Source organism: Micromonospora sagamiensis (assembly GCF_014680085.1).
Classification (GTDB): Bacteria; Actinomycetota; Actinomycetes; order Mycobacteriales; family Micromonosporaceae; genus Micromonospora; species Micromonospora inyonensis.
In genome coordinates this window covers 5,140,146-5,153,698 of record NZ_AP023438.1, presented here as the reverse complement: position 1 = coordinate 5,153,698, position 13,553 = coordinate 5,140,146, and the positions used below count along the sequence as shown (strand labels likewise).

The window sequence follows — 13,553 nt, the reverse complement described above, 5'->3', positions numbered from 1 at the left end:
GCCGCCGCGCCCGACTGAGGGCGCGACGACGACCGGATCACCCACGGAGGGACCTGCGTAGATCACGCCCTGTGATCAGATGGTCACGGAGTTCGTCCGGGTGGGACAGATGCGATCCGGGGCACGACCGACCGCCGGGGAGAAAGGTGGTGCAGCGGGTACCACCTACGCGCCGACGAGTGCGGCCAGGTCGGCCAGTTCCTGTGACATCGCCCGCCGCCGTTGCGCCGAGATGGACTGGACGATGTCCCGGGCGTACCGCTGTTGCCGTAGCCAGGTCGACGCGGTGGCCCGCAGGTCGAGCAGCACCTCAATCGCGTCGGCGTACCGGCGCTGCTCGGCGTGGGCCCACGCCACGTCCAGCCGGTGCCGCTGCCAACTGGACGCCACCGTCGTCGGCCCCGGCGGGACCTGCTTCGCCAGCTCCAGCACCCGGCCGGGGTCGCCGGCCACCGCCGCGTTCTCCGCGCGCTGCATCTGCACCCGCGCGGTGTCGAACCCGCCGACCATCATCAGGTGCCCCGGCTCGGGGGCCCACTGCCCGATCCGGACCGCCGCGGCCGCCGCAGCGGTGGTCAACTCGACCGCCGCGTCGGGCTCGTTGTTCCGGGCACGCGCGGCAGCAGCGACCGTGAGCAGCCACCCCCACGCGGCCAACTCGTCGGGTACGGCGCGGCTGAACCTGGGCTCGACCTGGTCGGCGGTGGCGACCGCCAGCTCGGCCGCCTCGACGAACCGGCCCTGCCGGATGAGCACCCAGCACATGCCCTTGATGACCGTGGTCGCCACCACCTGGTTGCCGGCCTGACGGGCGGCGTCCAGCGCGCCGGACAACGCGGTCATCGCCAGGTCGCTGGCCCGAAGCTGGATCAGGAGGTTCCCGGTGAGGTGCTGGGTCCGGGCGAGCAGGGTGTACGCGCTGGCCCGGTCGATCTCGTCCGCCAGGCCGGCGGCGGCCCGCACGTCGAGCAGCAACGCCGGCATGTCGGCCAGCGCGCGGGCGTAGTCGTTGGCGTGGTAGGCGCGGTCGACGGCGTGCAGCCGCGCACGCAGCACCTCGGGCTTCGGCGGGTCACCGGCCGGCGGGGTGAGTGCCGTTCCGGTGATACCCCGGACGGGCACGACCGCGCGGCGGATCTCCGCGAGGGAGAGCGGTCGGTGGTCCGGTTCGGCCCGGGCCGCCGCGTGGGAGGTGTCGCCGATCAGCGCGCTGGTGGGCACATTCAGAGCGCGGGCGAGCGCGTGGAGGGTGGGCAGTCGGGCACTCTTGCGCGCGCCCTGCTCCAACTTGCGGATGACCCCGACGTCCACGCCGGCACGTTCGGCGAGTTGCTCCTGCGTCAGGGTCGACTGCTGGCGGATCGCCGCGAGGTTCTCTCCGATGGTCGGTTCCACGATCGCTCCCCAGGTAGCGGGCCGAGCGGCGGCCCGCCGGCCGCACCCGGGTCGCCACTTTGGACGGTACACCGAGCGAAGGCCGCCCCGGTGACGCCCGAGTCGTCCCTCGACGCGGAAGTCGCGTCCCGCGCCGCCGTGCCGCGTGGAACGCCGTGGTCAGCGGATACCCACGAAGAAACGGGTCTGGTCGCTCCGGTGCAACGCGTAGTAGGCCTCGAACCGGGTGCCGTCCCGCAGCCAGGCCACGGACTCGATGCCGAGCAGGGGCGTCGAGGTGGTGACCTCGAGCAGGGCGGCGTCCTCGGGTTCGGGGAAGACGGCTTCGATCCACCGGTCGGCCCCGACGGGTTCGAGCCCGTACCGGCGGCGCAGCACGTCGTAGAGCGACTGGTTCTCCAGGACGGCGCGGTCGAGGCCGGGCACCAGCCGGGCCGGCAGCGCGGTGTCGACGAGCAGCCAGGGCTGGCCGTCGACGCCCCGGAGCCGGCGCATCCGCACGACCGGCTCGCCGACCGGAACCTGGAGCAGGTCCGCCTCGCGCTGGTCCGCCGGGCTGAGGCTCTGGCTGACCGTGTGGGTGGTGACCCGGCGTCCCGACTCCCGCAGGTCGTCGGCGGAGCCGGACACGGAGCCGACGAAGCGCAGCTCGGTCTTGCGGGGAGCGACGAAGGCGCCCCGCCCCTTGACCTTGTAGATCATCCGTTGCTGGACGAGCTCACGCAGCGCCTCGCGGACGACGGTACGGGAGACGCCATAGAGGTCGGTCAGTTCCGCCTCCGACGGCAGCGGCTGGTCGGGGGCTATCTCACCGGCCTCGATCTGGCCGCGCAGCTCCCGCATCAGCTGCATCCAGAGCGGCTCGCTCCCGTCCCGGATGAGCCGCCGGTACGTCATCGTCATGGACTTCCTTCCCCATCGACCGGCTACAGCATGCCATGACTGCGCGGCCCTGTCATGACAGGTCGTGCAGCCGGTGACACACGCCGCCAGGGAAGTCGACGGCCCGGAATGCCAGCCCAAGCGCCGAATCGTCACGAGAGCGTAACCCGAATCACTGTGACATGAAACACGTTTGTCATCATCCTCTAGCGAGCCTGTCACTACAGGTCTGTAATGACTGCACCTCATCGCAGCCCAGCTGCGGTCAGCTGACGGAGCACGTCCACCCCCGCCCCGACGGGTTTTCGCTCTCTCTGGAGGCCCCCACCATGCGTACTCACCCCTCGTCCCCACGGCGGCGCACCGCCGTTGCCGCCGCGCTGGTCGCGGCCGTCGCGGTCACCGCGACCGGCTGTGGTTCCGGCACGAGCGGCGGCGGCAGCGCCGGAAGTGGCGACAAGCCGTTCATCGCGCTGAGCAACGGCTTCATCGGCAACGGCTGGCGGCAGACCATGATCGCCAAGTTCGAGGCCGCCGCCACCAAGGCGCAGAGCGACGGGCTGATCGGCAAGTTCAAGGTCGTCAACGCCCCCGGCGAGAACTCGGCCACCGAGCAGGTCGCCCAGATCAAGAGCCTGCTGCTGCAGAAGCCCGACGCCCTGCTGATCGACCCGGCCTCGCCGACCGCGCTCAAGCCGGTCATCCAGCAGGCCTGCGACGCCGGCATCAAGGTCGTGGTCTTCGACTCGGCGATCGACGCCCCCTGCGCCCACGTGCTGCTCAACAGCTTCAAGGACTGGGCGACGGCGGCGGCCGAGCCGCTGGTGAAGGGCATCGGCGGCAAGGGCACGGTGATCGTCAGCCGGGGCGTGGTCGGCTCCCAGCCCGAGGCGGAGATGTACCAGACCACGCAGGACATCCTGGGCAGGAACCCGGGCGTCAAGGTCGCCGCGACCGTCAACGGCATGTGCGACGGCGCCAAGGCGCAGAAGGCCGTGCTCGGTGTGCTGTCGAGCGTGCCGAAGGTCGACGGGGTCATCGGCTGCGGTGACGGCTACGGCGTCGCCCAGGCCTTCACCAGCGCGGGCAAGCCGGTCCCGGCGGTCACCTTCGAGACCAACGGTCGCGCGCTGAAGTACTGGCAGGAGAGCAAGCTCGACAACGGCTCGGTCGCGGTCATGTCCGACCCGGGCCAGTCGGTGGCCGCCCTGTGGGAGGCGATCGACCTGCTCGACGGCAAGGACATCCCCAAGGAGATCACCTTCCCGATCGTGCTGGTGGAGCAGAAGGACGTCGCCGCGTGGGCCGGCGTCCTGAAGCCCGACGAGTACGCCGCCTGGCCGTGGACCCAGGAGCTCTTCCGCAAGCAGGTCGAGGCCGCGAAGAGCGGTGGCGCCCCGGTGCAGCCGCCGATCCCGACGACCGCCGGCTGACCGACAGCGACAGAGGAGCGCATGATGCACGTCGACAACCTGCCGGTGGGGTCGCACGCGGCCCCGCCACAGGACGGCCGGAAGCCGTCCGCGGCACCACCGGTCGTCACCGCCCGGCGGGTGACCAGGACGTACGGGCGCACCCGGGCCCTCACCGGGGTGGACCTCGACGTCCGCGCCGGTGAGGTGCTCGGCCTCGTCGGTCACAACGGCGCGGGCAAGAGCACGCTGATGCGCATCCTCGCCGGCCTGGAGGCGTGCGACGAGGGCACGGTCGTCGTGGGCGGCCAGGAGACGCGCGGCGTCGCGCCGGGCACCGGACCGTTCCGTGCCGTCCGGATGGCGTACCAGGAAACGTCGCTCTGCCCGGACCTCACCGTCGCGGAGAACATCTGGGTCTCCTCCCGGCACTGCCTGCCCCGCCTGCGGTGGCGGCGGGCGGCCGGCATCGCCGCCGCCCGCCGGCTGGACGAGATGTTCCCCGGGCACGGGGTGGCGCCCCGGGACCGGATCGAGGACCTGTCGCTGGCCCAGCGGCAGATGGTGGAGATCGCCCGGGCGAGCCTCGTCGACCGGCTCGAGCTGCTGATCCTGGACGAGCCGACCGAGTCGCTCGGCCCGGACGCCGCGCGTTCGCTCTACACGTACGTCCGGCGGCTCGCCGCCCAGGGCACGGCCGTCCTGCTCATCTCGCACCGGATCCGTGAGGTGCTCTCCGTGGCCGACCGGGTCGCGGTGATGCGCGACGGCGCGGTCGTCGCGGAGCGCCCCGCGGCCGGTCTCGGCGAACACGACGTGCTCGCCCTGATGGGCGCGGAGGTGGCGGAGCCCACCACCGCGCCCGCCCGGGTGGCCGGCGACCGGCCGGTCGTCGCCGAACTACGTGGCGCCACCGGTCACGGCCTGCACGACGTGTCGATCACGATCGGCCGGGGCGAGGTCGTCGGGCTGGCCGGGCTCGCCGGTCAGGGCCAGCAGCAGGTGCTCGAACGGCTGTGGCGCCCCGTCCGGCGGGACACCACGGTGCAGGGCACCCGCGCGTACGTGCCCGGTGACCGGCAGCGCGCGGGCGTCCTGCCGCTGTGGTCCGTGGCGGAGAACCTGGTCGTCACCGCCATGCGCGGCCTGGCCCGGTTCGGCGTACGCCGCACCGGCGCGGAGGAGGCCGCGATCCGCGACTGGGTGGACCGGTTGGCCATCCGCGGTGGCGCCGACGCGGGCATGACCGAGCTCAGCGGCGGTAACCAGCAGAAGGTCATCGTGGCTCGGGCGTTCGCCTCCACGGCCGACCTGATCCTGCTCGACGACCCGTTCCGCGGGGTCGACGTGCACACGAAGACCGACCTCTACACGCTCATCCGGCAGGAGGCGGCGGACGGGCGCAGCGTGGTCTGGTACTCGAGCGAGAACGCCGAGATGGCGCACTGCGACCGGGTCTACGTGCTGCGCGCCGGCCGGGTCGTCGCCGAGCTGACCGGCGCGGAGATCTCCGAGGAACGGATCATCGCCGTCTCCTTCGCCGAGTCCGAGCCCATGGGAGCACCGCGATGACGAATCTCGTCGCGACGGCGATGCCGTCGCGGGCCCTGCTGCGCCGCACCGGACCCGCCATGGTCAGCACGGTCGCGATGGTGGCCATGATCGCGGTCTGCGCGTCGCTACAGTCCGACGTGCTGACCGTCCCCGGTCTCACCCTGGTCCTCTCGGCCGCAGTGCCCCTGGTGATCGCGGCCCAGGCCCAGATGGTGCTCATGGCGGTGGGCGACATCGACCTCGGCATCGGCAACTTCATCGGCCTGGTCACCGTCGTCACCGCCACGAAACTGGTCTCCTCCCCCGGCACCGGCGCGCTGATGCTGCTCGGCCTCGTGGCGGCCTACGCGGTCCTCGGCGCGCTGATCCACCTGCGCCGGGTGCCGTCGCTGATCGCCACCCTCGGGGCCTCGTTCGTCTGGTTGGGACTGGGGATGTTCGTCCTGCCCACGCCGGGCGGCAGCACCCCGCAGTGGCTGGCGGCCTTCGGCTCCTGGCAGCCGGGCGGCTTCCCCGCCCCGCTGCTGCCGATCCTCGTCGTCACCGCGGTGGTCTGGCTGCTGTCCGCCCGCAGCTCCGTCGGGGTCCGGGCCCGCGCGCTGGGCAGCAACCCGGTCGCGTTGCAACGAGCCGGGCTACGACCGCTGGCCGCGCGGGTCGTCGCGTACGCCGTGGCCGGGGCACTCGGCGTGCTCTCCGGGCTCGCCCTCGCGTCGCAGACCGGCGGCGGCGACGTCTCGTCCGCCACCAGCTACACCCTGATCACGGTCGCCGCGGTGATCCTCGGCGGCGGATCCTTCGCCGGTGGAACCGCCGTGCCGTGGGGCGTCGCCATCGGCGGCATCACCCTCGGCCTGGTCAGTGTCGTCCTCAGCCTGCTCGACGTGCCGTCGAACATGCAGTCAGCCGTACAGGGCGCGATCGTGCTGGCCGTGCTCGCCGGCCGCGTCGTGGTCGGAAAGGTGCTCCGATGACCCTCCGTACGCTCGCCCGCCCCTGGATCTGGGGATTCGTCGCCGCCGCGCTGGTCTGGGTCACCATCCTGGCCATCTCCGACCAGGGCAGCGGGCAGACCGTCTCGCTCGCGCTGTCCCTGGCCCCCTACCTGGTCATCGTCGGCCTGGGCCAGATGCTGGTGATCACCGCCGGGCCGGGCAACATCGACGTGTCGGTGGCGCCGATCATCTCCCTCGCCGGCTTCGTCGCGGTCCAGGTCACCGCGTCGACCGGATCGGTGCCCGTCGGCATCCTGGCCGGCATCGGGACCGGGCTGGCCGTCGCGGTGATCAGCGTGGTGGCGATCCTCGGGCTGTCCGTCCCGCCGATCATCGCCACCCTGGCCGCCGGGCTGATCGCCTCGTCGCTGACGCTGTCGCTGGCCGACGGCTTCACCGCGGTGCCCGACGAGGGGCTGCGCAGGCTACTCAACCTGCGTCCGGCCGGCGTACCCGTGCTCGCCGTCGCGGTGGCCGCGCTGACCGCGCTCGTCGTGACCCTCCTCCGCCGCACCACGTACGGTCGCTCGCTGCTCGCGGTCGGCCAGAGCCGGCAGGCCGCGGAGCGCGCCGGCATCCCCATCGCCCGGACGATCGCCACCACCTACCTGGCCAGCGGCGCCCTCGCCGGGCTGGCGGGCGCGCTGCTCGCCGCCTACATCGCGCCGTCACCCGACCTGGGCACCCGCTACCTGCTCGACTCGGTCGCCGTCGTCGTCATCGGCGGCACGCTCATCTCGGGGGGCCGGGCCGTGCCGGTCGGCATCTGGGGCAGCGCGCTCTTCTTCATCCTGCTCGACGGTCTCGTCAACCTCGTGGGCTGGAGCACCGCCGCGCAGAACCTCCTCAAGGGCGGCCTGGTGCTGTTCGTCCTCTTCCTCGCCGGCGGCGGAACCCTCGCCGGCGGGACGACCCGACCCCGTCGACGGCTGCGCCCCGCGGCCGCGACCACCGCTGGAACTAGCACAGGAGAGAACACCAATGGCTGACACCGACGGTCTGCTCGACGCCCGCGACTACGGCGGGACCGCCCCGACGGCCACCGGCTTCCACGTCAAGGGAGCCCACGCCCAGGACTGGGGCCTCCAGAACCGGCTGTCCCGGATCTTCCGACCCGACAACGGCCGTACGGTGATGCTGGCCTTCGACCACGGCTACTTCCTCGGGCCGATGGCCGGCCTGGAGCGGCTCGACGCCACCATCGCTCCGCTCGTGCCGAGCGCCGACGCGATCATGATGACCCGGGGCGCGCTGCGCACCAGCATCCCGTCGCAGAGCAGCGCCGGGATCGTGCTGCGGGCCAGCGGCGGGCCCAGCGTCCTGCGGGAACTGTCGGACGAGCACATCGCCCTGGACATCGAGGACGCGGTCCGGCTCAACGCCGCAGCGCTGGCGATCCAGGTGTTCGTCGGCGGCGAGCACGAGTCCCGGTCGGTGGCGAACCTCGCCGCCCTGGTGGACAGCGGGCAGCGACACGGGATCGCGGTGCTGGGCGTGACCGCCGTGGGCAAGGACATGGTCCGCGACGCGCGCTACTTCCGGCTCGCCACCCGGATCAGCGCCGAGATGGGCGCGCACATCGTCAAGACGTACTACGTCGACCAGGGCTTCGAGACGGTGACCGCCAGCTGCCCGGTCCCGATCATCGTGGCCGGCGGCAAGAAGCTGCCCGAACTCGACGCGCTGACCATGGCGTACCGCGCGATGCAGGAGGGCGCCGCGGGCGTCGACATGGGCCGCAACATCTTCCAGAGCGAGTACCCGGCCGCGATGCTGGCCGCGGTCCGCGCCGTGGTGCACGACGACGCCAAGCCCGCGGACGCCTACGAGCTCTTCCGGGAGCGGTCGGCCTCCTCCGCGTCCTGACCACCGCCAGGGGTGCGGGTCTCCCACCGGCCCGCACCCCGCATCTCCGGGAGCTCCTCATGTCACAACCACAGACCGGCGCCGAGGACATCGTCGACCTCGTGATCATCGGTGCCGGCATCAACGGCCTCGCCATCGCCCGAGACGCCGCCGACCGGGGCCTGAGCGTCGTCGTGGTCGACCGGGGGGACGTCGGCGCCGGCACCACCGCCACCTCCAGCCGGCTCATCCACGGCGGCCTGAAGTACCTCGAGCGCTACGACTTCACCCTGGTGCACGAATCGATCCGGGAACGCCACCTGCTGTTCCGCACCGCGCCGCACCTGGTCCACGACTACCCCATGCTCATTCCGTTCTACGCCGGAGACAGCCGGCCCCGGGCCCTGGTCCGGCTCGGCCTGGCCGCGTTCGACGTCCTGGCCGCCGGCCGGGGGCGCGGACGCAGCCGGGGCCTCTCCGCGCAGGCCGTCGCCCGACGCTGGCCCCACCTCTCCCGCAAGGGGCTGCGCGGCGGGGTGCTCTTCAACGACGCCCAGGTGCCGTGGGCCGAGCGCCTCTGCGTCGAGTTGCTGATCGACGCCGAGCGGCTGGGCGCGCGGGTGCTGACCTACACCACGGTGACCGGTCTTCTCGTCACGGACGGGCGCGTCCACGGCGTCCGGACGCGGGACAACCAGTCGGGGCGAGCGGGGGAGATCCGGGGCCGCGTCACCGTCAACGCCGCCGGGCCGTGGATCGACCGGATCCTCGACAGCCAGGTGGCGAGCCGGCGGCTCAACGGCGGCACCAAGGGCAGCCACATCGTCATCGACCCGTTCCCGGGTGCCCCGGACACCTGCGTCTTCTTCGAGGCCGCCGCGGACCAGCGACCGATCTTCATCTTCCCGTGGGAGGGCCGCTACGTCCTCGGCAGCACCGACCTCACGTACGAGGGGGACCTGGACGAGGTCGTCGCCAGCGACGCCGAGATCGACTACCTGCTCACCGAGGCCAACCGGTTGTTCCCCCAGGCCGGTCTCACCCCGGCCGACGTGCTGTACAGCGTCGCCGGCATCCGCCCGCTGCCCTACACGGCCGGGGTGGCGGACAACGCCAAGATCAGTCGTGGGCACACCGTGCTCAACCACGCGCCCGCGTACGAGGGGCTGCTCACGATCATCGGCGGCAAGCTGACCACCCACCGCGCCCTCGCCGAGGACGCCACCGACGAGGCGCTGAAGGTGCTCGGTCGGCCGCGACGACGGTGCACCACCCGTACCCGGCCGCTGCCCGGGGCCGACACGCCGGACTGGTACGCCTTCCGCGCGGACTTCGCGCGTTCGGCCACTCCGTTCACTCCGGCGCAGTCCGCCCGACTGCTGGACATCTACGGCGTAAGGGCGCGCCGGGTACTCGAACTCGTCGTGGCCGACCCGGCACTGGCCGAGGTCGTCGACGAGCGCACCGGGGCGGTCGCCGCCGAGGTGGTCCTGGCCTTCCGCGAGGAACGGGCCGTGACCTTGGCCGACGTGCTGCTGCGCCGTACGCTGGTCGGTCTCGGCCCGGACATGGCGGTGTCAACGGCCGTGACCTGCGCGGACGTCGCCGTACGGCAGCTCGGCTGGGACACCGGGCGGGCCGACGCCGAGGTGGCCGCCTACCGGGCGGAGCTGCGGCGTTTCCGCCCGCGCGGGCTGGACCTCGTCCCGGCGACCGGAACGAGCGAGAGGAGGGCGTCGTGACGATCCCGCACACCTGCTACCTCGGGGTCGACGTCGGCCTCACCGCCACCAAGGTGGCCGCCTTCGACGTCGTCGGCACCGAGCTGGCCGTCGTGCACGCCCGCACGCCACGCACCAGCGTCACCGCCCACCGCCACGACGTCGACATGACCGCCCTCGCGGACACGGTGCTGTCGCTGCTGGCGGAGGTCGGCGGCCAGCTGGCCGCCGAAGGGTACGCCCCGGCGGGCATCGGCGTGGCCGCACACGGCAACGGCATCTACCCGGTCGACGGGTCCCTGCGGCCGATCGGGCCGGCCATCGCCTCGTCGGACAGCCGGGCGCAGCACATCGTCCAGGCGATCCCGCCGGAGGGAGCCCGCCGGCTGGCCCGGGAGACCGGCTCGATCCCGTGGGCCGCCCAGCCCGCCGTCCTGCTGCGCTGGCTGCGGGACGCCGAACCGGCGGCCTACGCCGCCACCCGGTGGGTGCTGTCCTGCAAGGACTGGGTCACCGCGCAGCTCACCGGCGTGGCCAGCGCGGACTACAGCGATGCCAGCGCGTTCGGCATGGTCGGGCTCGACACTCGCGCGTACACGCCGACGGCGCTCGAACTGGTCGGCCTGCCCGCCGCCGACCTGGACCGGTTCCCGCCGCTGCTCAGGTCCGACGAGGTGGTCGCCGGACTGAGCGCGGCGACCGCGGCCCGCACGGGGCTGCCCGAGGGCCTGCCGGTCATCGCCGGGTGCATGGACTGCGTGGCCGCCACCCTCGGCGCCGGGGGACGGGCACCCGGGGACGGCACGATCATCGTCGGCACGTGGGCGATCAACGGGGTGGTGGTGCCCGCACGCACTCCCGCCCCGGAGGTCACGCTCAGCGCGTTCATGCCCGATCCGGCCACCATGCTGGCCATGGAGGTGGCCCCCACGTCGGCCGCCAACCTCGAGTGGCTCGCCGGCGCCGGGGTGCCCCACCAGCAGACCGGCGGCGTCGCCGCGGCGGAACTGCTCCAGGAGGCTGCCACCGTGCCGCCCGGCGCCGACGGTCTGCTGTTCCTGCCCTTCGTCAACGGCTCACCGGAGCATCCGTCGGCGTCCGGCACGTTCCTCGGCATCTCCAGCAACCACCGCCGGGGGCACCTGACCCGCGCGGTCATCGAAGGCGTCGCGCAGTACCACCGGGTGCAGATCGACCGGGTGCTGGCCAGCGGCGCGGACGTCGGTGACCGGCCCTGGCGGCTGGCCGGCGGGGGCGCGCGGTCGACGGTGTGGGCGCAGATCTTCGCCGACGTGCTCGGCCGCCCGGTCCGGCGGCAGCTCACCAGCGAACTCGGCGCCCGGGGCGTCGCCTCGCTGCTGCCCGGTGCCCTCGGCCACGACGTGCCGCCGTGGACCGTCAACGACGAGGACGACCTCTGCGTGCGCCCGGGGCCCGACCGCGCCGCCTACCGGGAGCACGCCCAGGTGTTCGACCGCTGTCTCGCCCGCATGTCCGCGGTGTGGTCGGAGGTCGAGCGCCACCCGGGCAGAAGCGCCTGACCGGGGCCGGGTGACATCCGGCGGGCCCAGGGAGCGTTCGGCCGGGGTCGGGAGCATCGACCGACGCGGCCCCCGGCGGAAGGGCCGGGGGCCGCGGTCGGTGCGGGCAGGTGCTGGCCGGGGCTACTCCAGCTCGTTCGGGGTGTCGTGGCCGACCTCGTACGGGGTGGTCACGCCCTCGTAGACCACGTGCGACATCATCCCCGCCGCGGCGTGGTCGAGGTTGTGGCAGTGGTCCATCCACAGGCCCGGGTTGTCGGCCTTGAAGGCGACCTCCCAGATCTCCCCCACCTCGACGTTGACCGTGTCCAGCCAGAGCGGGCTGCCGGTGGCCGGCTTGCCGTTGCGGCTGAGCACCAGCACGTGGTGGCCGTGCAGGTGCATCGGGTGGTCGAAGTGGCTGCGGTTGGCGAAGCGGACCTTCACCAGGTCGCCCTCGCGGACGGTGAGCGACGGGGCCTTCGGGAAGGCCATGCCGTTGCTGGCCCAGACGACGGTGAACCTGCCGTCGTAGAACCACAGCTCGTTGTCGAAGACCAGCGAGTGCGTCTTGGTGAATGTGCTGTCCCGGCCGAACGGGGTGGGCATCGGCGAGCCGTACGTGGTCGGGTCGAACGCCTCCGTCGGCTTGTCCGGCTGCACGTCACCGGTGCCGTCGGCGCTGAGCAGCAGACCGCCGTCGACGACCCGCAGTTCGGAGCCGAAGCGCCGCAGCTCGGTGAGGCGTACCGGCTGCGCGGGCATGGTGAACTCCAGGTCGTACCGGCCGCCGCCGCCGATGACGACCTGCTCGCCGGCGACGTCGGTCGGCTGGTTGACCGGGTTGCCGTCGATCGCGACCACCCTGAACGGCGTACCGGTCAGCGAGTAGCGGTGGGTGGCGCCGTCGGTGTTGATCAGCCGGAGCCGGACCGGGGTGCCCGGAGCCATCCGGCGCCGGTCGAGCTGGTCGACGGTGCCGATCGCGGGCGGCTCCAGGGGCAGCTCGCCGGAGTACCAGGTGTGCGTGGAGACGATGAGGTCCTGGGTGCCCGGGGCGAGGTCCGACTGCTCCGGTTCGATGATCAGCGGCCCGAACAGGCCCTTCTTGACCTGGACCGAGGACTGCTGGTGGGAGTGGTACCAGTGGGTGCCGACCTCGTCCGGGCGGAACCGGTAGACGTGCGTGCCGCCGGGCTTGATGGCGTCCTGGGTGACCCCGGCGACGCCGTCCTCGGCGTTGGGCACGTCGACACCGTGCCAGTGCACCGACACGTTGGTGTCCGGCACCTTGTTGTGCACCGTCACCTCGATCAGCTCACCGCGCTTGACCCGCAGCTCCGGGCCGGGGCTCTGCCCGTTGAACAGCCACGCGTCGACCTCCCGGCCGGAGGCCAGCCGCAGCTTCGTCGCCTCGGCGACCAGGGTGAACCGACGGTCCGGGGTCTCGCTGCGCGGCCCGGTCAGGTCGGCCACGCTGACCGTACGGCCGGTCGAGTGGCCGTGCGCGCCGGCCGCGGAGACGCCGCCGTGCGCGTGGTCGGTCATGTTCATCCGTCCCGGCAGGACGGTCTCGTTGGCGGCCCAGCTCAGGCCACCGACCAGGACCAGGCCGACCACCGCGACGACGGCGACCGCGCGCAGCGCCCGGACCGGGCGGGAGCGGCGGACCGGGCCCCCGTTCGCGGCGACCCGGTACCGGTACTGCTGCCAGAGCCAGAGCCCGACCAGGACGGTCAGGAAGGAGACGTAGACGGTGAGGATCGGGACGAGCTGCGGCGGCCCCATGGTGACCATGATCGCGGTGACGAAACCGGTCAGCGCGCCCAGCGCGGTCGCCTGGAACGGCACGACCGCCTGCGGGGCGAAGGTCGCCAACCGGGTCTCGGCCGACGGGTTCCGCCGGTGGGCACGCCAGCGGGGCACCGCCAGCACCAGCACGGCCAGGGCGGGCAGGACCACGAGGGGCAGCGCCACGGCGACCCGGTCGGCCACGAAGAGGTAGCCGAAGCTGCCCATCAGCGCGGTGGTGACCAGGCGGCCGGCGACGAGGAGCCAGCCGAGGGCGACCAGCACCAGCATGAAGGTGGCCCGGCGGCGGCCCCGCCGGTCGGAGCGGTGGTGTGGCCTACGCGCCACCAGGACCGCGCTCGTGCCCCACAGCAGGGTGAGGAAGAGCGCGGCCTCGATGTCGTAGTTGAGATAACTTTCGAACAACACGGGCAACCT

Annotated in this window: 10 protein-coding genes; 7 read left to right on the top strand and 3 right to left on the bottom strand. The window is 72.7% G+C overall.

Annotated elements, in window-relative coordinates; all coding sequences use genetic code 11:
- Positions 1 to 165: 165 nt before the first annotated feature.
- The gene (locus tag IGA62_RS22690; RefSeq protein WP_145818942.1) at positions 166 to 1,395 is read right to left on the bottom strand and encodes a helix-turn-helix domain-containing protein; all 1,230 of its coding nucleotides are present in this window, start codon (positions 1,393 to 1,395) and stop codon (positions 166 to 168) included.
- Between the two features lie 159 nt (positions 1,396 to 1,554).
- The gene (locus IGA62_RS22685; RefSeq protein WP_186499936.1) at positions 1,555 to 2,298 is read right to left on the bottom strand and encodes a GntR family transcriptional regulator; all 744 of its coding nucleotides are present in this window, start codon (positions 2,296 to 2,298) and stop codon (positions 1,555 to 1,557) included.
- 308 nt (positions 2,299 to 2,606) lie between these two features.
- On the opposite strand from IGA62_RS22685, the gene IGA62_RS22680 reads away from it, so the two are divergent.
- The 7 genes from IGA62_RS22680 to IGA62_RS22650 are packed head-to-tail and all read left to right on the top strand — an operon-like array spanning position 2,607 to position 11,345.
- On the top strand, positions 2,607 to 3,710 hold the full coding sequence (locus tag IGA62_RS22680; protein ID WP_145818943.1) for an ABC transporter substrate-binding protein: 1,104 nt from the start codon (positions 2,607 to 2,609) through the stop codon (positions 3,708 to 3,710).
- Between the two features lie 21 nt (positions 3,711 to 3,731).
- The gene (locus tag IGA62_RS22675; RefSeq protein WP_198501098.1) at positions 3,732 to 5,261 is read left to right on the top strand and encodes a sugar ABC transporter ATP-binding protein; all 1,530 of its coding nucleotides are present in this window, start codon (positions 3,732 to 3,734) and stop codon (positions 5,259 to 5,261) included.
- Positions 5,258 to 6,217, top strand: a complete 960-nt coding sequence (locus tag IGA62_RS22670; protein ID WP_145818944.1) for an ABC transporter permease — start codon at positions 5,258 to 5,260, stop codon at positions 6,215 to 6,217. The genes IGA62_RS22675 and IGA62_RS22670 overlap by 4 nt, the downstream gene beginning before the upstream one ends.
- The gene (locus IGA62_RS22665; protein WP_145818945.1) at positions 6,214 to 7,227 is read left to right on the top strand and encodes an ABC transporter permease; all 1,014 of its coding nucleotides are present in this window, start codon (positions 6,214 to 6,216) and stop codon (positions 7,225 to 7,227) included. The genes IGA62_RS22670 and IGA62_RS22665 overlap by 4 nt, the downstream gene beginning before the upstream one ends.
- Positions 7,220 to 8,104: a 3-hydroxy-5-phosphonooxypentane-2,4-dione thiolase gene (lsrF, locus tag IGA62_RS22660; protein WP_145818946.1), complete on the top strand. Its 885-nt coding sequence runs from the start codon at positions 7,220 to 7,222 to the stop codon at positions 8,102 to 8,104. Before IGA62_RS22665 ends, lsrF begins: the two co-directional genes overlap by 8 nt.
- 59 nt (positions 8,105 to 8,163) lie before the next feature.
- A complete protein-coding gene (locus IGA62_RS22655) occupies positions 8,164 to 9,825 on the top strand; it encodes a glycerol-3-phosphate dehydrogenase/oxidase (protein WP_145818947.1) in 1,662 nt (553 codons plus the stop codon).
- On the top strand, positions 9,822 to 11,345 hold the full coding sequence (locus IGA62_RS22650; protein WP_145818948.1) for an FGGY-family carbohydrate kinase: 1,524 nt from the start codon (positions 9,822 to 9,824) through the stop codon (positions 11,343 to 11,345). Before IGA62_RS22655 ends, IGA62_RS22650 begins: the two co-directional genes overlap by 4 nt.
- A 123-nt stretch (positions 11,346 to 11,468) precedes the next feature.
- Here the strand turns inward: IGA62_RS22650 and IGA62_RS22645 are convergent, their stop codons facing one another.
- Entirely contained in the window at positions 11,469 to 13,544 is a 2,076-nt protein-coding gene (locus tag IGA62_RS22645) for a multicopper oxidase family protein (RefSeq protein WP_145818949.1), read from the bottom strand.
- Positions 13,545 to 13,553 lie beyond the last annotated feature (9 nt).